The organism is Sphingomonas sp., from assembly GCF_050725575.1.
In the GTDB taxonomy this organism is placed as follows: Bacteria; Pseudomonadota; Alphaproteobacteria; order Sphingomonadales; family Sphingomonadaceae; genus Sphingomonas.
Genome location: NZ_JBOHHW010000009.1, coordinates 135,910 through 158,193, shown reverse-complemented (window position 1 = coordinate 158,193; position 22,284 = coordinate 135,910). Strand labels below are relative to the sequence as shown.

16 protein-coding genes are annotated in these 22,284 nt (G+C 63.8%); 7 read left to right on the top strand and 9 right to left on the bottom strand.

Annotated features, from left to right (window positions below; genetic code table 11):
- The 3 genes from ACRECS_RS08995 to ACRECS_RS08985 form a co-directional block, all read right to left on the bottom strand.
- On the bottom strand, positions 1–1,098 hold a 1,098-nt coding region (locus tag ACRECS_RS08995), incomplete at its 3' end, for an amidohydrolase (RefSeq protein WP_431582621.1).
- Between the two features lie 37 nt (positions 1,099–1,135).
- On the bottom strand, positions 1,136–2,887 hold the full coding sequence (ggt, locus tag ACRECS_RS08990; RefSeq protein WP_431582620.1) for a gamma-glutamyltransferase: 1,752 nt from the start codon (positions 2,885–2,887) through the stop codon (positions 1,136–1,138).
- On the bottom strand, positions 2,887–6,318 hold the full coding sequence (locus ACRECS_RS08985; protein ID WP_431582619.1) for a TonB-dependent receptor: 3,432 nt from the start codon (positions 6,316–6,318) through the stop codon (positions 2,887–2,889). The genes ggt and ACRECS_RS08985 overlap by 1 nt, the downstream gene beginning before the upstream one ends.
- A 177-nt stretch (positions 6,319–6,495) precedes the next feature.
- On the opposite strand from ACRECS_RS08985, the gene ACRECS_RS08980 reads away from it, so the two are divergent.
- Positions 6,496–7,017, top strand: a complete 522-nt coding sequence (locus tag ACRECS_RS08980) for an RNA polymerase sigma factor (protein WP_431582618.1) — start codon at positions 6,496–6,498, stop codon at positions 7,015–7,017.
- Entirely contained in the window at positions 7,014–7,970 is a 957-nt protein-coding gene (locus ACRECS_RS08975) for a FecR family protein (RefSeq protein ID WP_431582617.1), read from the top strand. The genes ACRECS_RS08980 and ACRECS_RS08975 overlap by 4 nt, the downstream gene beginning before the upstream one ends.
- 160 nt (positions 7,971–8,130) lie before the next feature.
- Here ACRECS_RS08975 and ACRECS_RS08970 read toward each other — a convergent pair whose 3' ends face one another.
- The 3 genes from ACRECS_RS08970 to ACRECS_RS08960 are packed head-to-tail and all read right to left on the bottom strand — an operon-like array spanning position 8,131 to position 13,959.
- Positions 8,131–9,567, bottom strand: coding sequence for an efflux transporter outer membrane subunit (locus ACRECS_RS08970; protein ID WP_431582616.1), 1,437 nt, complete (start codon positions 9,565–9,567; stop codon positions 8,131–8,133).
- A complete protein-coding gene (locus ACRECS_RS08965) occupies positions 9,564–12,752 on the bottom strand; it encodes an efflux RND transporter permease subunit (protein WP_431582615.1) in 3,189 nt (1,062 codons plus the stop codon). Before ACRECS_RS08965 ends, ACRECS_RS08970 begins: the two co-directional genes overlap by 4 nt.
- A 4-nt stretch (positions 12,753–12,756) precedes the next feature.
- Complete coding sequence (locus ACRECS_RS08960) at positions 12,757–13,959, bottom strand: efflux RND transporter periplasmic adaptor subunit (RefSeq protein ID WP_431582614.1); 1,203 nt, start codon at positions 13,957–13,959, stop codon at positions 12,757–12,759.
- A 268-nt stretch (positions 13,960–14,227) separates the two neighbouring features.
- Here ACRECS_RS08960 and ACRECS_RS08955 point away from each other — a divergent pair, with 268 nt between their 5' ends.
- Positions 14,228–15,952: an ATP-binding cassette domain-containing protein gene (locus ACRECS_RS08955; RefSeq protein ID WP_431582613.1), complete on the top strand. Its 1,725-nt coding sequence runs from the start codon at positions 14,228–14,230 to the stop codon at positions 15,950–15,952.
- A gap of 18 nt (positions 15,953–15,970) precedes the next feature.
- Here the strand turns inward: ACRECS_RS08955 and ACRECS_RS08950 are convergent, their stop codons facing one another.
- Positions 15,971–17,878 carry an asparagine synthetase B family protein gene (locus ACRECS_RS08950; RefSeq protein ID WP_431582612.1) on the bottom strand — a complete coding sequence of 636 codons (1,908 nt, stop codon included), beginning with the start codon at positions 17,876–17,878 and terminating at the stop codon, positions 15,971–15,973.
- Between the two features lie 631 nt (positions 17,879–18,509).
- On the opposite strand from ACRECS_RS08950, the gene ACRECS_RS08945 reads away from it, so the two are divergent.
- From ACRECS_RS08945 to ACRECS_RS08930, 4 genes are read left to right on the top strand one after another with little or no spacing between them, the layout of a single operon-like run.
- A complete protein-coding gene (locus ACRECS_RS08945; protein ID WP_431582611.1) occupies positions 18,510–19,052 on the top strand; it encodes a phage tail protein in 543 nt (180 codons plus the stop codon).
- Between the two features lie 38 nt (positions 19,053–19,090).
- Positions 19,091–19,624 carry a phage tail protein gene (locus ACRECS_RS08940; protein ID WP_431582610.1) on the top strand — a complete coding sequence of 178 codons (534 nt, stop codon included), beginning with the start codon at positions 19,091–19,093 and terminating at the stop codon, positions 19,622–19,624.
- A gap of 21 nt (positions 19,625–19,645) precedes the next feature.
- On the top strand, positions 19,646–20,197 hold the full coding sequence (locus tag ACRECS_RS08935; protein ID WP_431582609.1) for a phage tail protein: 552 nt from the start codon (positions 19,646–19,648) through the stop codon (positions 20,195–20,197).
- A gap of 4 nt (positions 20,198–20,201) precedes the next feature.
- A complete protein-coding gene (locus tag ACRECS_RS08930; protein WP_431582608.1) occupies positions 20,202–20,723 on the top strand; it encodes an N-acetyltransferase family protein in 522 nt (173 codons plus the stop codon).
- On the opposite strand, the gene ACRECS_RS08925 is transcribed toward ACRECS_RS08930, so the two are convergent.
- Positions 20,702–21,004, bottom strand: a complete 303-nt coding sequence (locus tag ACRECS_RS08925; protein WP_431582607.1) for a DUF6916 family protein — start codon at positions 21,002–21,004, stop codon at positions 20,702–20,704. The genes ACRECS_RS08930 and ACRECS_RS08925 overlap by 22 nt on opposite strands.
- Entirely contained in the window at positions 21,001–22,233 is a 1,233-nt protein-coding gene (locus ACRECS_RS08920; RefSeq protein ID WP_431582606.1) for a nucleotidyltransferase domain-containing protein, read from the bottom strand. The genes ACRECS_RS08925 and ACRECS_RS08920 overlap by 4 nt, the downstream gene beginning before the upstream one ends.
- Positions 22,234–22,284: the final 51 nt, after the last annotated feature.

The following is a 22,284-nucleotide window of genomic DNA, read 5'->3' as shown; positions in this document are numbered from 1 at the left end:
ATCGAGCGGCTTTTGCGTCGGCAGCGTCTTCTGGATGGCGGTGGCCCATTGCAGTTCTTCCGGCGTCCAGGTCTCACCGCCCACGCTCGTCAGGTTGCGCTGCATCACCGCCGCCAGCGTGTTGCTCGCCAGCATCGAATAGACGCCGCCAGTCGCCTCGAACTCGACCGTGGTGCCAGTCGCGATCGCGGCGCCCTCGGCCGCTTTCTGCACCCGCGCCATCACCGATTTGACGATCGCCGGATCGGTGTTGCGGACGTAATAATAGCTTTCCGCGAAGTCGGGCACGACATTGGGTGCCTGGCCGCCATTGGTGACGATGTAATGGATGCGCGTCGACATCGGGATGTGCTCGCGCAGATAATTGACCGCGACATTCATCACCTCGACCCCGTCGAGCGCCGAGCGGCCCTTGTCGGGCGCGGCCGACGCATGCGCGGCAAGGCCATGGAAACGGAACTTGCCCGAGATATTCGCCTGGCTCTTGCCCACCGCAACGCCGTTCTGGTCACCGGGATGCCAGTGCAGCACCGCGTCGACATCGTTGAACAGCCCGGCACGGACCATATAGACCTTGCCCGAACCGCCCTCCTCCGCCGGTGTGCCATAGACGCGCAATTCGCCCTGAATCTTGTTGGCGACCATCCAGTCCTTGATCGCCAACGCCGCGGTGACCGATGCCGCCCCGAAGATATTGTGGCCGCATCCATGCCCCGCCGCCTTCCCGGCGATCGGCGCGCGCGCCGGCGTCGCTTCCTGCGCAAGACCGGGCAGCGCATCGAATTCGGCCAGCACGGCAATCACGGGCCCCGTGCCGTTCTTGAAGCTGGCGACGAACGCTGTCGGCATGCCGGCAACGCCCGGGGTGACGGTGAAGCCCGCCTTTTTGAGATCGGCCTGCAGCAACCCGGAGCTCTTCATTTCCTGAAAGCCGACTTCGGCATAATCCCAGATCTTCTTCGCGGTCGCCGCCAGCGCCGGGCCGCGCCCGTCGACATTGGCGAGGATCGCGCCACGCTGCGCATCTGGCAGACCCTGAGCATATGCGGTGCCGGAAAATACCAGGGCGGTCGCGGCGAGAAGCAGGCTGCGGGTCATCGTCTTTCCCTTGTTTATAAGCACCGTGAATTGAACTCTAGCGAACACCGACCGCCAATGCATCGGGGCGGCGTGTGTCGGCCGACCCGAGGAATCGGTCGCCATCGACCATGATCGACTGCACGCTGCCCATGGTGTTCGACGGCCGTACCTTGTGACCCTTCGCCTCGAGCAAGCCGACCAGATCAGGCGAAAAACCCTGTTCGAGTTCCAGCGGCGCATCGGCATCACCCTGGTTGATGCGCGGACGCTCCGCTGCCTCCGCCACGTTGAGATCGAAATCCATCACGTTGGACAACATCTGCACCATCGTCGCGATGATATAGCCGCCGCCCGGCGTGCCAGTGACCAGCCACGGCCTGTCATTCTGGAAGACGATGATCGGCGTGATGGTCGAGCCGACCCGCTTGCCCGCCACCGGCAGGGTGGCGCGGCGCTGGCCATCGGTCCCGCGGCCCCAGGCGAGATTGCCGAGCGAATTGTTGAGCAGGATGCCAGTGCCGGGCGCGACGACATGCGCGCCATAGGATGCCGACAAGGTATAGGTATTACTGACCGCCCCGCCCTGCGCATCGACGATCGAGAAGTGCGTCGTGTCCTTGCTTTCGAACGGATAGGGATTGCCCTCGGGCAGATCGGCACGGCCGAGCGACCGATCGGTGCGGATCAGCTTCGCGCGCTCGGCGGCATAGGCCTTGCTCGCCAGGCCCGAAGTCGGCGTCCGCCAGTCCGGCCCGCCGCCCACCAGACGGCGATCGGACGATACGATCTTCAACGTCTCGGCGAGCAAGTGGAGATTGGCGGTGCTGCCCCATTTGCCCTCACGCACCGGGAATGTCTCGAGGATATTCATCGCCTCGGCGACGCTCACCCCGGAGGCGGTCGGTGGCATATAGGCGATCTTGCGACCGCGATAGCTCGACCAGATCGGCGCCGAGACGATCGGGCGATACCCGGCAAGATCCTGAGCATCGATCACACCGCCGCCCGCCTTGATCCCGGCGGCAAGCGTCGCCGCGAGCGGCCCGGCATAAAAGCCGTCGCGGCCCTTGGCGGCGATGGTCTTGAGCGTCTTCGCCAGATCGGGCTGGCGCCATGTCTCGCCCGGCGCATAGGCGCTGCCATCGCGCTTGAAATAGACCGCAAGCGCGGCGGGGTCGTCGGCCATGGCCTTTTTCTGGTTTGCATTGGCCTGCGCTTCGTCATCACTCAGCGTGACGCCTTTGGTCGCCATCGCAATCGCCGGCGCGATCAGCGTGCCCCAGGGCAAGGTGCCGAAACGCTGATGCGCTTCCCATAATCCGGCGACGGTGCCGGGAATGGCGACGCCCTTCATCGAATAGCCCTTGGCCGGATCGAACTTGCCATTGGCACCAAGCAGCAGGTCGGGTGTGGTGTTGCGCGAGGCCTGGCCATAATAATCGATCGCCAGGTCAACCGCCGGCTTCCCGCCCTTGGCCGGCATGTGGACGAGCATATAGCCGCCGCCACCGACATTGCCCGCACGCGGCAGCACCACCGCCAGCGCAAAGCCGACCGCAACCGCCGCATCGACCGCATTGCCGCCCTTGCGCAGGATGTCGGCACCGACCCGCGCGGCAATTGCGTTCTGGCTCACCACCATGCCGCCCCGGCCGATCGCCTGTTTGTGGATCTGGTCATAGGCGACGATGTCGCCGCCGGTCGCGGCGCGCGGCGTCGTCGGATCTTCCTGCGCCGACGCCATAACCGGTGCACCGGCCAGCGAAAGCAGGGCGGCGAATGCCGCGGCGCGGCCGATGCGGGACATCAGAACGACGCCCGCACGCTGGCGTACCAGTAGCGCCCATAGGGATTGTACATCGAACCGAGATAGCCGTTCGACGACAAGGGCGGCTGTTCGTTGGTCAGGTTCCTGACACCGAACCGGAGCCGGTAATTGCCCTCGCGGTCACTGCCGACCGACACCTGGGCATAGGCGTTGAAGGTCATCTGATCCTCGATCAGCCAGGCATTTCCGGCGGAATCGATCAGCCCGGTGTCATCGACGTCGCTGGTATATTGCGTGTAGCCGCCAAGCTCGAACTGCTTGTAGCTCCACGTCGCCGTGCCGGTGACCTTCCAGCGCGGCTTGCCGTTCTGGCGGATCAGGTCGCCGCCGCCAGAGATCGTGGTGCCGGCGTTGATGGTTCCCGACGCGCGCGCATCGAGCAAGGTCTGGATATTGGGCGACGGGCTGAGATAGAATTTGCTGAGATGCGCGGCATTGGCGGTGAAGTTGAACCGGCCGATGCCGAAATCGGGCAGCCGCCAGGTCAGGCCGAGATCGAAGCCCGCCGCTTCTTGTGGCAGCAAATTGACATATTTATCCCTGACGAAGAGCACGCGACCAGCCGGCGCAAGTCCCGTCCCGGCAAACAGCGTGGTGTCGTCGGCGGTCGGTGCGGCGCGGATGACGTTGGGATCCGAACTGCCCTTCGCGCGCAGCAGATAATCGTTGATCAGCGCGTTACCTTCACCGAACAGCCCGACAATTCCCTTCTGGCTGACATGCCAATAATCGGCCGTGAAAGTGATCTTGCCGATCGCGCTATCGAGAAAATAGGGCTGCAGCACGATCCCCGCCGACCATGTATTCGACGTCTCCGGCTTGAGATCCGGATTACCCGAACGCTGCGCCGAAGTCGCGAAGGCCTGGGTGCAGGCAGCGAAATTGGCGATGTGCAGCGGATTCGAGGTTACGCCATCCGGCAGCAGCGCCGGCTGGCGCAGTCCCGCCTCACACCGAACATAGTCGGTACGCGTGTTGGAGCGCGTGACCACGGTCGCATTGATCTGTTCCAGGTTTGGCGCCTTGAACCCTTGCGCATAGGAACCGCGCAAGCGCAGGCCGCGGACGACATCCCAGGCACCGGCGATCTTGGGCTTTGCCACGCTGCCGACATCGTCATAATGTTCGAACCGCCCTGCGATCTGCAATTCGATCTTGCGGACCAGCGGAATGTTCATCTCGGGACTGATCACCGGCACCGCGAGCTCGACATAAGCGGCGGCCACCGTGCGACGCCCGCTGGTGTCGGGCGACGGGCTGGTACCAATCAGGTCAGAGCCGTTGACTGCGCCATTCACCGCATCAGTGAAGGTGATCGTGCCATCGACCCGCGCATCGCGGTCGTCGCGCTGTGTTTCGCGGCGAATCTCGCCGCCGATCGCAAGGCCGACATCACCGGCGGGCAGCTTGAACAAGGATGCATTGGAACCCTTGAGGTCGATCATCGCCAGCGTTGACGTGCTGACGCGCTGAGTCTTGACCTTGATCGCATCGATCGCCGCGCGATTGCTCGGCGTAGCATCGGCGCCGCTCGGGTCGAGCAGATTGCCGCCGTTGAACGGGTTATAGGCATCGGGCGTCGACAGCGCGAGCTGGCGCTGCAGCAATGTCTGGCTGATACCGTCGGACGTGTCGCGGACGCGTGCCCGCGAATAGAGCGCGGCGCTCTCCCATTGGAAGCCGAGGAAATTCCAGCGCAGCCCGCCGAGCAGGCGGTACTGCGTGTTTTTCACATCGACGATGTTGGGGCCGACATCCGCGAAATTATAACTGCTGAGAATGACGGGCAATCCGCCGGCCGGCGCGTTGATGCCGGGGAGGCGATTGGGGTTGGCCTGGCCATTGGCGAACGTCACCGGACCAAAAGGATTCCAGTAACTCGATGCCGGGATCACCAGCGGGCCCGAGCTCAACGTGCCGGTCGAGGCCTGCACGCTTCTTGTCGTCGCCGTATAATAACCGGCCTCGCCGAAAAATTCGAGGCCGTCGGTCAGTTCATAATGACCGGTCAGGAAGACGTTCACGCGCTTCAGCGAAGGCATCACGCTGGTGTTAAAGGCATGGGGCGCGTCGAAGCGGAGATTACGGTCCCCCGTCGCAGTATTAGTGCCATCGTCGATGCAGATGCCGCCGGGCAGGCCAGTGGTCGCATTGGTGGCGCAGCCGGTATTGGCGAGCGGCTGGATGTGGAACTGACCCGATGCGTTGGTCAGATTTGTCGTGCCCTGCCTGACCACGACATTGCCGAGCGTCTGGAATGAGCCCCACGGCGTGATCGTGCTGCGTCCGTCAAGCGAGGCCGCGGCGGAGAAGCGGGTATTGGCGAACAGCGGCTGGATATTGGCCGAAGCGGTATAATCCTGGTCGCGTGCCTCCAGCGCGGTGCGGCGATTATAGCTCGCGAACAATGTGATATTGCCGCGATCGCCAAGATTCTTGCCCGTCAACAGGTTGAGGTTGCTCTCGGCCAGATTGGTGCCCTCGGCCCAGCCGGTCTGGCCCTCGATCTGGACACCGGAAAAGTCGGTCTTGAGTACGGTATTGACCACGCCGGCCACCGCGTCCGAACCGTAGATCGCCGCCGCGCCGTCACGCAGCACCTCGAGCCGTTCGAGCCCGAACACCGGGATCGCGTTGGTATTGTAGGTCTGCACCGGGACCAGATTGTCGTCCGCGCGGCTGGTCGGATGAGCGACGACGCGGCGGCCGTTAAGCAAGGTCAGCGTATTGCCGACGCCCAGATTGCGCAGATTGACCGAACCGACATCACCGCGCGCCGAATTGGAACTGTTGGGCAGATAGCTCGAATTGAAGCTGACATCGCCCATTTGCGGGATCGAACGAAACAATTCGTCGCCTGACGCAGCCCCCGTTGCCCGGATCTGCTGCTCATCGACCACCGTGACGGGCAGCGCCTCGGTCACTTTGCTGCCTTTGATCTGAGTGCCGACGACGACGATATCGCCCTGTTCCTGCTGGTCGTTGCCGTCCACGGCATTTTCGGCCTCGGCGGTGCTGGATGTAGCAGCCCCGACCTGGCCGTCAGTGGTTGGCGGCGCGGATTGGGTAAGCCCCGCCGGGCGGACCTTTGCCCCGGCCTTGACCAATGCGATCACCCGCACGCTGCGCGCGCCGGTGAAGCGATAGGTATAGCCGGTCTTCGCCAGCAATGTGTCGAGTAGCTGCCGAGCGGTATAATTGCCGGACACGCGTGCGACGCGGATTCCAGCAATGCCGGGATCAGTGAAGATCAGTTGCATGCCGGTCTGGCGCGCCACCTGGAACAAGGCCGTGTCGAGCGGACCGGCCGGCAAGTCGATGCTGTGAGACACATCCGCGGCGGCTTGCGCGGCAGCCGGCATGGCGATCATGATTGCGCTCGTGGCGAATAACAGATGGCGTGTGTTCATCGGCGGGCCCCCTTCGCTCTTTGCCCGGCCCTCCCCAGAGCCGATAATTGAATGACGCCAAAATGGATCAATGCGAACCAGGGCTCTAAATTTTTTATCGGCGGGCCGGATCGGGTTCGCTTTTGCCCCCGCTCTGCGTCATGGCTAAGGGCATAAGGCACCGAAGGAACAGGGAAAGTGCGCGGGGCAACGAATAGCGGCACGGGCTTGGCCACGGGCGAGGGCTTCGATGCCTATCGCGCGGCGCTGCGCGCATTCGTGTCACGCCGCGTCGCCAATCCCACCGAAGTCGAAGATCTGGTACAGGAAGCGTGCGCGCGGCTGATCGCCCGGGCGCAGACGCAAACGCTCGATGAGCCGCAAGCCTATCTCTTCCGCATCGCCGCCAATCTGATCGCCGATCGCCATCGCCGCACCATCTCGACCGCGCCGCTGCTCGACGAGCATGACATGCCCGTCCGGGCGGCACAGGAGGATGGGCGGCGCGTCGCCGATCTGCAGGCCGCGCTGGAAGCCGCGCTCGACGAGCTTGGATCGCGGTGCCGCACTGTGTTCGTGATGCGCCGGTTCGACGAACGCAGTACCGGCGAGATCGCGCGCGACCTCGGGATCAGCTCGCGCATGGTGCAGAAGCACCTGAACCATGCCGTCGCGCATCTCTATGCCCGGCTCGGCCATCTGATGGAGCGTGGCCAATGAGCGACCGCGATCTGGGTGGCCGCGCCGAGGCGGTGTTCGATGCGCTCCTCACCGGGCGCGGCGACGATCTGCATCCCGCGGACCGGCAGGAAGCCGCCGCATTCTGGGATTGGCTGGGCGACTTCGAGCGTCCGGTCGAGGCACTGCCCGTACCATCTATGTGGCGGACATGGCCAGCGCGGGCCGCAGCACTTGCGGCAGTGATGCTTGCCCTCATCGGTGGCGTCACCTGGTTCGTTTATCCTGCAGCTGAGCGCGATTTCGCGCAGCATTATGCGACGGGCCATGCCGAGCGCCGGCTGATCCGGCTGGCCGATGGCTCGACCGTCACGCTCGCCGCCGACAGCCGCGTCGCCATCGACTATACACCGGCCGAGCGCCGGTTGCGGCTGACCAGCGGCGAAGCCTTGTTCAAGGTCGCGCACAACACCGCGCGGCCATTCATCGTCGAGACGCCGCATGGCGAAGTCAAAGCGGTCGGCACGGCGTTCGACGTCGCGGTGGCTGCACGCGAGGCCGAAGTCACAGTGGTCGAAGGCGTGATCCGCATCGCGCTGCGCGACGGTGCGCGAGGCCTGCGCGCGAGCGAGCCGATCGAGAAGCTCGCGCGCAAGGGCGAGCGGCTGGCATTCGGGATCACTGCGCGCGACGGCGGCAGCGTCGGCTTCATCCGCCAGGCGACCGATCTCGACGCCGACAGCGCCACCGCCTGGACACGCGGCCAGCTTGTCTTTCGCGGGGAGCCGCTGCGCGACGTCATTGCCAAGATCAATCTCTATGCGCGCGACCGGGTGGTGCTGACCGATCCCAAGGCGGGGTCGATGCCGGTCTTCGGCGTGGTCGACCAGGGCGACACCGCTGCGATCCGCGACCTGATCGCCGATCCGGATGCGATCGCGATCGAGCCGCTGGCGAGTCCGGTTGCGTCTGCACCAAAAACTGCGGAACATTGAGCAGATACTGGTCGGTGTGAAATCACCCGTTCTCGTTCGGGCTGAGCCTGTCGAAGCCCTGGTCTTTTGTTCGGAAGAAGAACGGCCTTTCGACAAGCTCAGGGCGAACGGAAGGGAACAGATCAGCTCAGGAGCGGGAACGCTTCCTGTGGCGCCGAAATCACGGCTCGCGCCGCGTGACCTCGGGCGCGCCTTCCCAGCCGCCACCCAGAGCCTTGAAGAGGCTGATCTGCGCATCGGCGACCGCTGCATCCGACTGGGCACGTGCAGCGCGCGCATTCGCCCGGTCGCGTTCGGCATCGATCAGCAACAGAAAGCTGTCAGCGCCATAATCAAAGCGCAATTTCGACAGCTTGGCCGCCTCGCCGCTCGCCTGTTCGGCGCGGACCAGCGCGGCATTGGTGTCGAGCGCGCCGGCATAACGCGCGAGTGCTTGTTCCACTTCCTTCAACGCCGTCAGCACCGTGCCGTCGAAGCTCGCAAGTGATCCGTCCGACACAGCCTCGGCCTGACGCAGGCGCGCACGCGCGATCGTCTGGTTGGGGAAATTCCACGAGATCAGCGGCCCGAGCGAATAGGAGAAGCCCGATCCCTTGAACACATTGCCCGGCTTGGTTGCGCCAAAGCCGATGCTGCCGAGCAGTTGGATCGAGGGATAGAGATCAGCGGTCGCGACCCCGACCCGTGCGGTATCGGCGGCCAGCGTGCGTTCCGCCGCGCGGACGTCCGGACGGCGTGCGAGCAAGGCATTGCCATCACCTACCGGCAGGATCGCACGGACGCGCGGCGGCGTGGTGCAGCGATCGGCATCGGCATCGATCTCGGCTGGCGGACGACCGGTGAGCGTTGCCAGCGCGTAGAGCGACGCGCGGCGTTCCGCCTCGAAGCCGGGGATCTGCGCCTGGGTCTGGGCGAGCAGCACATCGGCGCGCTCGACATCGCGGCGCGTGCCGCGCCCGGCATCGAACAGACGTTTGGTGAGGTCGAGCGTCTGCTGCTGCAGCCCGACGGTTTCCTGCGCCACGGCGCGTTGCGCGGCATTCCCGCACGCGGTGGCATAGGCACGCGCCGTTTCCGCCGCGATCGACACACGCGCGGCATCGAGTTGCGCCGCCGCCGCATCGCGGTCCCCGCGCGCTGCCTGAATCGCGCGGGTCACGCCGCCGAACAGGTCGATCTCGTACGAGGCATCGAAGCCAACCGAGTAGTAATCGGTTTCGAACGCCTTCCGCGTCGGGCTTTGCCCTGCCGCCGTGCGGCTGCGCGTGGCGGAAGCGCTGAGATCGGTCGAGGGCAACCGCGCGCCCTGCTGTTCCGACAGGGCCGCGCGCGCGCGCGCCAGATTGGCGGCGGCGGCGCGAATATCGGTGTTGTGGGCGAGCGCGTCAGTGATCAGCCGATCGAGGACCGGGTCGTCGTAAAGCTTCCACCAGTCGTCGGGCAGCGCGGTCGCAGCGATCGCACCGCTCCGCTCCGTTTCGCTGAATCCGCCTGCCGCCTTGGCCGATGTGGCAGGACGCTCGTAATTGGGCCCTACCGTGCAGGCCGACAGCGCCAGGATCGACGCAAGCGCCGGGATCAACGCGAGCGCCTTCATGCCGCGCTTCCTTCCGGTGCCGGCACCGGTTCCGCCTCGGGCTTCGGCTTGCGCCGCACCTTGCTGCTGACCCAGTCACCGAATTTGCGGCTGATGACATAGAAGCTCGGCGTGAAGAGCAGGCCAAAGCTGGTCACCCCGATCATGCCGAAGAACACCGCGACGCCCAGGGCCTGACGCATCTCGGCGCCCGGCCCGGTGCCGATCACCAGCGGCAATACGCCGAGGATGAACGCAATCGAGGTCATCACGATCGGGCGCAGGCGCTGCTCGGCGGCATGTTCGGCGGCGCGGTGCATCTCCATTCCCGCTTCCTCGTTCTGGCGCGCGAATTCGACGATCAGGATCGCATTCTTCGCCGCCAGCCCGATCAGCACGACCAGCCCGATCTGGGTGAGGATATTATTGTCGCCGCCGAAGATGTTCACCCCGACGATCGCGGCGAGCAGGCACATCGGCACGATCAGGATCACCGCGAGCGGTAGCACCAGGCTTTCGTAATTCGCCGCAAGTAGCAGGAACACGAACAGCACGGCGAGCCCGAACACCAAGGCGCCGGTATTGCCGGCCTGTTGCTGTTCATAGGCGAGCTCGGTCCATTCGAACGACATGCCCTTGGGCAGGGTCTGCGACGCCAGCGTCGCCATGGTCGTGAGCGACTGGCCGGAGGAGAAGCCCGGCACGGTATCGCCCTGCAGTTCCGCCGATGGGTAGAGATTGTAGCGCACCACGCGGTACGGCCCGCTGTCGTTCTTCAGCGTCAGCACCGCATCGAGCGGCACCATCGTGCCCGCCGCCGAACGCGCCTTGAGATGCCCGACATCGGAGATCTGGTCGCGGTACGGTGCATCGGCCTGCGCCGTCACGCGGAAGGTCCGGCCGATAAAGTTGAAATCATTGATATAGGTCGAGCCGAGATAGGTGCCGAGCGTGCGGAACACACTGTCGACCGGCACGCCAAGCTGCTCCGCCCGCTCGCGATCGATATCGGCATAGAGCCGCGGCGTGCGCGTGTTGAAGGTGGTGAAGGCACTGGTGATGCCCTGGGCCTGATTGGCCTTCATCATCATCGCGAACGCTGCGCCCTCCAGCGCTTTATAGCCCTGGTTGTTGCGATCTTCGATCAGCATCTTCCAGCCGCCGCCGGTACCGATCCCGCGCACCGGCGGCGGCGGGATGACCAGGATGTTGCTGCCAGTAATCGGGCCGAATGCCTTGCGCAGCTCACCGGCGATCAGGTTCGCATTCTTGCGGTCGGCATGCGGTTTCAAGGGGACGAACATCGCGCCGGCATTAGGCGCAGTCGAGAAGGTCGCGCCGTCCAGGCCGGCAAATTCGACCGTCGCCTGCGTCGCCGGATTGGCGCGGGCGATCGCCCCGGCCTTGTTCATGATCTCGGTCGTGCGTTGCAGCGACGATCCCGGCGGCAATTGGATCACCGCAATCAGATAGCCCTGGTCCTGCGCCGGGATGAAGCCGGTCGGCGTCGCGGTGAAGCGCCAGCCGGCCAGCCCGATCAGGCAAGCATAAACGATGCCGACCAGCAGCAGCGAGCGCACCGCGCGGGCAGTGAATTTACCGAATTTCTCGCCCAGCTTGTTGAACCCGCGATTGAAGCCACGCGAGAAGCGCGCCGGATAGCCGAGCCAGCCCGCGCGTGGCTCATTCTCATGTTTGGGCTTCAGGATCATCGCAGCCAGCGCCGGCGACAGCGTCAAGGACACGAATGCGGAGATCACCGCCGCGGAAACGATGGTCAGCGCGAACTGCTGATAGAATTGCCCGGAAATGCCGGGGATGAAGCTGGTCGGGATGAACACGCCGCACAGCACCAGCGCGATCGCGATCAGCGCGCCGGACACTTCGTCCATCGTCTCATGCGCGGCCTCACGCGGGGAGAGTCCCTTCTCCTCCATTAATCGCTCGACATTCTCGACCACGACGATCGCGTCGTCGACGACGATGCCGACCGCCAGCACCATGCCGAACAAGGAGAGATTGTTGAGTGAGAAGCCGAACAGCGCGAGCATCGCCAGCGACCCGACCAGTGCAACCGGCACCGCGATCAGCGGGATGATCGTCGCGCGCCAGCTTTGCAGAAATAGCAGCACGACCAGCGCAACGAGGATAATCGCCTCGATCAGTGTGTGATACACCGCCTCGATCGACGCCTCGATATATTCAGTCGGATTATAGGGAATCGAGTAGCTCATCCCCACCGGGAAGGATTTGCTTGCCTCGGCGATTTCCGCCTTGACCGCATCCGCCGTGGTCAGCGCGTTCGATCCCGGCAGCTGAGTGATGCCGAGCGCGGTGGTCGCCTTGCCGCTCAGCTGCGCGTTGATGCCGTAATCCTGCGCGCCGAGCTCAAGCCGCGCGACATCGCGCAGCCGCGTGAGGCGCCCCTGGTCGTCGCGCTTGACGATGATCTCGCCGAACTGGTCGGTGGTCGTCAGCCGGCCTTCGGTCTGGATACCGAGCTGAAACGCGGTACCGCCCTGGTTGAACGGCGGCTGGCCGACCGATCCGACCGCGACCTGCGCGTTCTGTGCGCGGATCGACGCGACGATCTCATCCACGGTCAGGTTGCGCGACGAGGCGCGATCGGGGTCGATCCATACCCGCATATTATAGTCGCGCCCGCCGAACGAGCGCACACCGCCGACACCCTGGATGCGCGACAGCCGGTCGATCAGCTGGCTGGTCGCATAGTTGGAGATATATTGCTGCGACAGCGATCCGTCGGGTGAGGTCAGCGCGATCACCATCAGGATGTCGGGCGAATTCTTGCGCACCGTCACGCCGATCTGGCGCACCTCCTCGGGCAGGCGCGGCTCCGCGGTCGAGACGCGATTCTGCACCAACACCTGCGCCTGGTCGACATTGACGCCCTGCTTGAACGTCACGGTAATCGCGATTGCGCCATCGCCGGTCGAGGAGGAAGACATGTAGATCATGTTCTCCACGCCATTGATCGACTCCTCGAGCGGCGCGGCGACGGTCTCGGCCAGCGTCTCGGCGGTGGCGCCGGGATAGGTCGCGCTGACCACCACGGTCGGCGGCGCGATCTCGGGATATTGCGCGACCGGCAGACCGGGATAGGCGACGATTCCGAACACCACGATCAGGATCGACATGACCGCGGCGAAGATCGGCCGCTCGATGAAGAAATGGGGGAATTTCACGGGATCAACGCGCCGTGGCTTCGGACGGCGGCGGCGCCGTGTCCGGCTGCGAGGTCGGCGATGTGTTGGCGGCGCGCGGCTGCATCTTGATCAGATGTACCTTGACCGGGGCGCCCGGCTGCAGCGTGGTCAGCCCCTCGATCACTACCTGGTCAGTGGCGGCCAGCCCCTTCTTGATCACGCGGAGTCCTTCGACCTGCGGTCCGGTCTCGACCGGGCGCGGCGTCGCCTTGCCGTCCTTGCCGACGACATAGACCAGCTTGCGCGTCTGATCGGTGCTGACCGCTTCATCCGGTACCAGCATCGCCTTGTAGGTGCCCGACCCGAGCAGCCGCGCCCGGCCGAACATGCCGGGGGTCAGGAAGCCGTCGGGGTTGGCGATCACTGCGTGGGCACGGATCGTGCCGGAATTCTGGTCGATCGCATTGTCGAGAAAATCCATCCGGCCGCGCCAGCGATAGCCGCTTTCGTCGGCCAGCTGCACCTCAACCGGATTGGGCGTATTGCGCGACGAGCCGCGCTCGCCGGTACGGTCCTGGCGCAGATATTTGAGATAGAAGCTTTCCGCGCCTTCGAACGAGAACCAGATCGGGCTAACCGACACGACGCGCGTCAGGATCGTTTGCCCCTCGGTCGCGAAATTGCCGCTCGACACGCGCCGGTCCGACACGCGGCCCGAAATCGGCGAGCGCACCGTAGTGAAACTCAAATTGAGCTGCGCGTTGCTGACCGATGCCTGTGCCGCAGCGAGATCGGCGCCCGAGGTGCGCACCGCCGCCTGCTTGGTTTCGAACTCCTCCTTCGATATCGCCTGCACATCGAGCAGCTTCTGCGCCCGCGCCAGTTCCGATCGCGCATTGGCAAGCGATGCCGCCGCCTTGGCCGACGCTCCCTGTGCCTGGCCGAGCGCGGCACGATAGGGGCGCGGGTCGATGGTGAACAATGCCTGGCCCTGGCCGACATTCTGGCCGTCGGTAAACAGCACCCGGTCGATCGTGCCCGATACGCGCGGCCGCAATTCGACGTCCTGGATCGCCTCGAACCGGCCGACATATTCGTCCCAATCGACGACATCGCGTTGTAGCGGCACCGCGACGGTCACTTGCGCCACCGGGGGTCCGGGCGGCGGCTTCGCGCCTGAACAGGCGGATACCAGCAACAGTGCAAGGCTGCCTGCCATGCCGCGCAACCAGCTCTGGTTAATCATCGCTGCTCGTTCCCCCTGCCCAGTCGTTCAGGTTTCGGCTCCCGGGAATGACGGCCGGCGTCCGCGCGCCCTTGCCCGATCTCATTCCGCCGCGGATGGTGCGGCCCCTGAGAATGCTTTGCAAGTGGCGGATAGAACCAAAACGATAAGTACTGGAAACAAATCAGAATTATTTGCTGCAATGCAGCAATGCCGAATGTCGGCGCGACGATTGGCGCGGCGCGACGACGGCTTTATACCGGCGGCTTATCATGGGGGTCGGGGCGGAATGAGCGATATACCGGGAGGCAGTGCCGGCCCGTGGAAATCGGCGGCAGCGTTTGCAGCGGCATTCGGCGGCTATGCGCGCTGGCGGATCTGGCTGGCGGCGGGGCTGGTCGGGTCCGGCGCGCTGCTCGACGGGGTCAGCGTGCTGCTGCTGATCCCGATCCTCAGCGTCGTCGTCTCGCCGGGCAGCGGTGATCCGTGGCGCCTATGGATCGGCGACGCGCTGACCGTGCTCGGCGCCACCACGCCAGTCGCGCAACTTGCCGTGTTGCTGGCCGCGTTCATCTGCGTCGCGCTGATCCGGGCCGGCACACTCTACATGCGCGACCTGACGCTCGGCAAGCTGCAGACCGGCTTTGTCGAACAGCAGCGCAATCAGGTGTTGCGCACGCTCGCCGTCGCACCGTGGAGTCGGATCGTGACTCTGCGCCATGCCCGCATCACCAATCTGCTCGGCACCGAGATGCAGCGGATCGGCTCGAGCGCCCAGTTCATGATCCAGGGCGTGGTCGCGATCGTACTGCTGATCGTCCAGGGCGCACTCGCCTTTACGCTCGCGCCAGGCTTCGCGGCGGGGGCGATCATCCTGCTGGTGATCGGCGGCGGCGTGATCCTGATATCGCACGGCCGGTCGCGCGACCTGGGCAGCGATGTGGTGCGCCAAAGCCAGGCATTGATGGGCAGCGCGAGCGGTTTTCTCGGCGGGCTGAAGGCAGCGGCAGCACAAAATGGCCAGGGCCGCTTCGTCACAGAATTCGAAACGATCCAGACTCAGTTGCGCCAGCGCCAGCTGACCTTTCAGCAGCGCCAGGCGCGCAGTCGTGCCGGGTTCGCGATCGGCTCCTCACTGGCGGGCGCCGCCGTGGTGCTTGCCGGGGTTGCGCTGCACATCCAGCCGGCCGTACTGATTGCGCTGGTGCTGATCTTCGCGCGGATGAGCGGCCCCGCACAGCAGATCCAGGCCGCGGCGCAGAACTTCTTCTTCGGCCTGCCGAGCTTTGAGGCGATCCGCCAGCTGGAGGTCGATCTCGGCCGCGATGACGCGTCCGCCCCGCCGCCGATCACCCCGCCCGCCGGCGACATCGAGTTGCGCGGCGTTGCCTTCCTCCATCCCGGCGGCGGCGGCGTGAAGCAGGCGAGCCTGACGATCGCGCCGGGCAGCTTTGTCGGCATCAGCGGCCCGTCCGGTGCGGGCAAGACGACGCTGATCGATATGATGATCGGGCTGCTCGTGCCGCAATCGGGTGAGATGCTGGTCGGCGGAGAGGTTCTTGATGCTGCACGCCGCGCAGGCTGGCGCGACAGTGTTGCCTATGTCCCGCAGGATGGCTTCCTGTTCCATGACAGCGTGCGCCGCAATCTCAGCTGGGGTGACCCGGCAATCGGCGAGGAGGCAATGGCTCGTGCGCTGGAGCTGGCCGGCGCGCAGGGCCTGGTCGCGCGGCTCGAGCAGGGGCTGGACACGGTGATCGGCGAGCGCGGCACGATGCTGTCGGGCGGCGAGCGGCAGCGTCTCGCTCTGGCCCGCGCCCTGCTGCGTGCCCCACGCCTCCTGGTCCTCGACGAGGCTGCCAATGCGATCGATGCTGACGGCGAGGCAGCGCTGCTCGCGCGGCTCGCAGCACTCGATCCGCAGCCGACGATCCTGATGATCTCGCACCGCGCCGAAAGCATGGCACTGTGCGATCGGGTGGTGCGGGTGGAACTGGGAGACGTCACCGCATAGGCGCCCCGTTACAATCTGTTATTCGTTGCCGCCTTCATGCCAGCGCAGGAAGCTACCCATCTGAATGCCGCGCAAGAGCATGGGGCCGTGCTCGGCGCTGCTTTTCATCGCCGTCGCGGCATCGTCGGGAAAGGTATCGAGCAGGGTCTTCAATCGGGGAACATCGATGACCCGGGATGCGAGCGATGAGCGTCCGATCCGCTCGATCGAAGCCGCCATCGCATCACGACGCCGTTTGGCGACATGGTGCCATTCGGGACATTGCCGCCCCTGGCGATGCTCGATCAACACGTCACGCGGCACACGATCGGCAAGGACGCGACGGGCCAGCCAGCGCGTCTCGCCCTTGTGAAAGAATTGGTCGTCGGGCACGCCGAGCGTGAATTCAGCGAGGCGTCGATCGGACATCGGGTCGCGCTGCTCGAAGGAAAAAAAGTGCCGGATTCCCGCCATGACATCGCGCGACTCCTGAGTCTGAAGTAAACTCATCCGCCATGTACGGGCATCGCCCGTCATCTGGAAAGGTAACTCCTGATCAAGCGCCCACGCATATCGAAGAGAATTGAGGCTATCGAGAAAATCGCGCGAAACAGCACAGTGACGCAGAATCGCAGGTGCGCCGCCATCTCGGCGCCTCCAGCGCCAGAGACGCAAGTGCCTGGGTTCCATCACTGGCGCGAAGTCCTTACGCAAGACATCGAATAGTGATCGCTTCTGGCTCCGCCGCGTATCAAATGCGACGCGAGCAGCCGCAATCAGTCTGCCACGACGCAGATGATCGGCATAAGGCGGCTTGCCGGCCCACGATAATGTCATGTTGCCCATCCCGCCATTGAGCAGGACACGCGCGCCAGTTCGCTCGACAGCATCGAGCAATGGTCGGAACCACGCTGGGTTGAAGGCACCGGTGCGCGGCATGCACAAGATCGGCGCCTCCAGTTCCGGAGCGCGATCGCGCGGCGTTTCTACGTCGTCATCAATCGTCGTCCAATCGATATTGGGATGACAATCAACCAATTGTCGAGCCAGCGCCGCTTCATCCAGCGTGTTGTAAGGATGCGCAGCGCCTGGCACCCGCGTAAAGGCATGGATCCGCCGATCACCGAGCAATCGCGCGGCGGTGCCGACCACGCCGGTGGAATCGAATCCGCCCGACAGCATCGCGGTTACGCCCCCCTCCGGCGGAAGGCGGCTCGCGACGGCACGATCGAGCAATTCACGCGCGGCTTCGACATAGTCCTGGTCGTGAGAATATCCAATCGTCGGGATAGATTGCGGCACCCAGTAGCGATTGGCCCGCACGGATCCGCGCTCTATAACAATGGTGCCGCCGGGAGGGACGCGCTTGATATGGCTATAAAGAGTCCGCTCAACGTCGCCTTGCGTTTGAGTTAGGAAATTGCCCAGCGCGATATCGTCGAGGTCTCGCGGCACTTGCGGCAAGGCAAGCATTTTCCGCAAGGTGGTCGCGAATACGGCCATATTGCCATCAGCAAAATAATATAGCGAGCGCATGCCGAGCGCATCGCGTGCCAAGGTTAGCCGACGCGAACGCTCGTCCCAAAGTGCAAAGGCGAACTCGCCATATAACCGGGCTGCCGCATCGTCTCGCCACCGTTCACAGGCCGCGCCGAGAATCTCGAGATCATCCGGGCGGCGCAAGGGATCGATGCCCAACGCGGCGATACAATTATCGCGCTCGTCGAGCCTGGCATCCGCGACGAGCAACGCTCCCGATGCCAGTTCACCCATCTGCGGTAGTAAATGCGACGCAGCCTTAAGCGCGGGCCGCTCGGCAATCGCTCCCGCACCGCCGTGCCATAAGGTAGCCTTGAGCTGACCAACAAGTCCTCGACCCAGCCTCTCGAAAGTACCGCCGTCAATCTGCCCGCCATCGAACCGAACAATGCCGGCAAATTCACCCATCTTCGTTCAACACCCCGAACGATGTCCGCAGTCAGCTGAAAGCATTGTTTGACAAATAGTTGTCACCCCCGGGTCCGGGAGTAATGAACTCCGTTCCGTCTTTGACATCGGTGGGCATAATCAAGGCAGGCGTCTGCCACCCCTTACGCATGTCTGTCTCGCCTGCGATCGTCTTGTCGGCGTTCAATAGATTCAAATTCCGCTGTTCCATCACGTTCCCCTCACCTTGGCCGTCTACCTATGCGAGGCATCACGAACCGGCAATGGCAAAAACCAAATGACGCAGCAGTCCAGAACGGCATTCTTGTCTCGTTTGCGTACAATTCAAGTACGACAGACGGGCATAATGGGAAATTTCTTCCAAGTAGGTTGATGATAAAAATCCAAAATGGATCAAAAAATCGTCGATTGTTGCAGTGCAGCAGCAAAAATCACGCTTGACTGATCATCGACCAGCGCGCGTATATGAAGTGACCAGCGCCGTTTGCGGAATCGATCAGGCGAATATCCCTGCATTGCTACCGCGAACGTCAACGTTCCTGTTTCTTATTGATTTAATTGCGCGTCTTTCATTGCATTCTGAATCATCGATTCAGAGGAAGGCGGAGCTTACTTTCTAAAGGAGGGGTATATGTCGGATTATTTCTTGGGGGAAATCCGTATGTTCCCATGGGACTGGGCCCCGAAGAACTGGGCCTTGTGCAATGGCGCCATCATCAGCATCGCGCAGAATCAGGCATTGTTCTCGCTGCTCGGCACAACCTATGGCGGCAACGGTGTTCAGACCTTCGCTCTGCCCGACCTGCGCGGGCGCGTCGTCCTCGGCATGGGCCAGCTTCCCGGTGGGTCCTTTTATCCGGAAGGGGCATCGGGCGGAGTCGAGAATGTCACGCTCGTCACCAGCCAGCTTCCGGCGCATAATCACTTGCTCAAGGCATCGAGCAGCAATGCGAACGTCAACCCAGCTGCGAGCAATTATCTCGCCAATGCGCAGACTGCCGTCACCGGCGGCGCGAACGAGATGATCTACGCGTCGACCACCACCAATTCGGTGGCGCTCGCCGGTACGAGCATTTCGAACGCCGGCGGTGGTCAGCCGCATAACAACATACAGCCTTATCTGACGGTCAATTATTGTATCTCGATGTCGGGCATCTACCCCTCGCGCAATTGACCCTGTCGGACAACGCTCCCTCCTGGAGGATGTAAAAAATGGCGACTCCTTATCTTGGCGAAATCCGCTTGTTCGGCGGTAATTTTGCACCTGCCAACTGGCATCTCTGCAATGGTGCGCTACTTGCGATCTCAAACTATGACGCACTTTTCGCGCTGATCGGCACGACATATGGCGGCGACGGCCAGACGACATTCGCTGTGCCCGATCTGCGGGGCCGTTTCCCGGTCAACCAGGGGACAGGCCCCGGATTGTCCTCCTATGTCATCGGCCAGGCATCCGGCAGTGAGATGGTGACCCTTCTCGAGACGCAGATTCCGTCGCATTCGCACAGCCTGATCGCTCAGGCGACGGCAGCAACGACATCCCAGCCCTCGAACGCGTTGCTGGCTCAGCCAGAACTAGGCGAGCTGCTCTACCTCGATCCGACCGGGATAACGCCCAATGACGTCACCCTGGCGCTCGATACCGTGCAACCGGTAGGCAACACCCTGCCGCACGACAATATAATGCCTACCCTAGCGGCGACGTACATCATCGCGCTGGCGGGCATTTTTCCCAGCCGCAACTGACGGCGAACAGGGAGCTTTATCATGGACGGTTATCTTGGCGAAATTCGCGCTTTCGGTTTCACTTTCGTCCCGCGCGGCTGGTTGCAATGCAACGGTAACATATTGCCGATCCAGCAATATGCCGCGCTGTTTTCGATCCTGGGTACCAACTATGGCGGCAACGGTACGACCACCTTCGCATTGCCGAATTATTCCGGGCGCGGCCCGGTCAGCCAGGGGCAAGGCCCTGGCCTGTCCAACTATGTTGTCGGGGAATCGATCGGCAGCGAGTACATCACGCTGAATCAGACGACGATGCCGGCACATAGTCACATCGTTCACAACAAGGTGCTTCCCAGTGCGATCACTGGCCTGAGCAATGTGCCGACCAACGCCACCAGCCTCAGCCGCCTTTCCTCGCCAGCCGGCACGCCTTCCGCACCGTATCTCAAACCACCGCTGACCCAGCCGGTGATCATGCACCCGCTTTCTGTCGGCATCACCGGCAGTTCCAACCCGCATGAGAATCGGCAGCCCTATCTGCCGCTGATGGTCTGTATCTGCATCGAAGGGGTTTTCCCGACGCGGAACTGATGCGTTGACACTGCCAGCCTTTACGCTGCGCCCGGAGACGGCGGAGGACGAACCGTTCCTCCGCCGTCTCTATGTCGCGATCCGCTGGGCCGAGGTCGTGGCGATGGGGATTCCGGACGAAGCCCAGCGCCCGTTTCTCGAGCAACAATTCTCAATGCAGCGCAGCCATTACCAGACGCATTATCACGACGCCGAATTCAGCGTGATCGAAGCGGACGGCGCCCCCGTGGGGCGTCTCTATCTGTTTTGCGGCACGCGCGATCACCGTATCGTCGACATCTCATTGCTGCCCGAAACATCGGGTAAGGGCATTGGTGGCACCTTGCTCGACCGGATCATGGCGGAGGCGGCAGCGCTCGGGCGCGGCGTGTCGATCCATGTCGAGGGCTTCAACCCGGCGCGCCGGCTGTACGACCGCAAGGGTTTCCGCGAGATCGAGCGGCGCGGACCGTACTGGTTGATGGAATGGTTCCCCGATGGCGCAACGCCGTCCGGGCAAGAGGCTCAGTTGAACACCGCTTCATAGTGGAAGCAGCCGCCACCGCTATCGCGCCCGCACGGTGTCAGCATGATCTCGGTCACGCCGAGCACCGGATGCTTCAGCGCAAGGATCTGCTGATCGAACAGGATGCTGGTACTGGCTCCCTTGAACAACAAGGTGAAGGGCTCGCGCGCATCATGCTGCGTGCCGTGCGGCAGATCGCCGACTTCGACCAGAGTCAGCACGTCCTCATATTCGTGTAGCCGCACGGCAAATGCGCTGCCGATATGCGGTTCGAACATCGCACGGGTCACCAATTCGGTCATTGAACCCCCTCTTCCTTCCGGCCGCGCCCCGCCACGCCGATGCGTCGCCCGATCCATAACGGCACGCGCAGCAGAGGATAGAGAAGATGCAACAGCGACGGCAAGGGTATCGCCAGCACATCGTCCAGCGCGGTCATATGCGTGACGATGTTGACGCCCAGGTCGCGCCAGTCGCGGGATAGCAGAAAGCGCGCGCGGATCAGCCGCGCCTGCCCGAAGCGTCGATTGGCGATCTCCTGCTCCGCCCCCGGCCCGACCATGATGTCGAGCGCGACGGCGACCAGTTTGCGCACGCGGCGATTGGCGTGGAGCTCTTCGGCAAGCACCGGCGGCAGTGACATTTCAAGCAGTGTTTCGGCAAGCAGCAGCGCCTGTGCGGCACAGTCTCCCACCCCGAGCGCGATCGCGGCACGATAGAGCCCGTCGATCTCGTCCGGTGACCCCTGGCCTGCCAGCGCCGCGACATCGGCGAGCCATTTCAACCGGATCCAGCCATGCGCCGCGCCGTGCACGCACAAATAGGCGAACAGGCCGTCCGGCCCCAGCGTGCGGACGCTCGGACCGCCCTCGCCCAACACCACCACCTGGGTCGCCGCGGTCGCATCCAATCCGGAAAGCATGCGGGGATTGTCGGTCAGGCCCCAATGCAGTTCCAACTGCACGCGGCGCTTGCCGTCGATCAACGCAATATCGCGGCTATGGCGCATGACATCGCCGAGCTGGCGCTCGCTCAGCTCGCGCGCAGGCAGCCAGAGCTGGTAGCCATCGCCGCGAACCAGCGCGAGCGCGGCGGCAAGATCCGCCGGGCGGACCAGCAAGTCGATATCCTTGGCGTGCTTCAATGCCTGCGAGCCATAGGCGAGCTGCGCCAGCGGCGCGCCCTTGACCAGCAACGACGGGATGCCAGCGGCATCGAGCTTTGCCTGAAGCCGTGCCGATTCTGCCGCAAGGATCCTGTTCTGCACGGCGATCTGCCCGACGCGCGTCGTCAATGTGCGCGCGAGGCCCTCCGGCAGCGTCACGCCCGCCGACGAAAGGGCGGCATAAACCAGACCCAGCACGCGGTGACGCGCGATGAGCTTGTCGAAGAGAGCCCAGTCGATGCCAAAAGCTGCGGCGCGCACGGCGGCATCGCGCGCGGGGGTCGCCGGCCAGCGGCAGCATGCCGCGACCAGCCGCATTTCGGGCGAGAGAATGGGCCCGTGCTGCGATCCTGTCCTGCCCCTCATGACACTGCCCTATCGTGCGAGAGAGCACGATACAAACCCCCGAATTGCCAT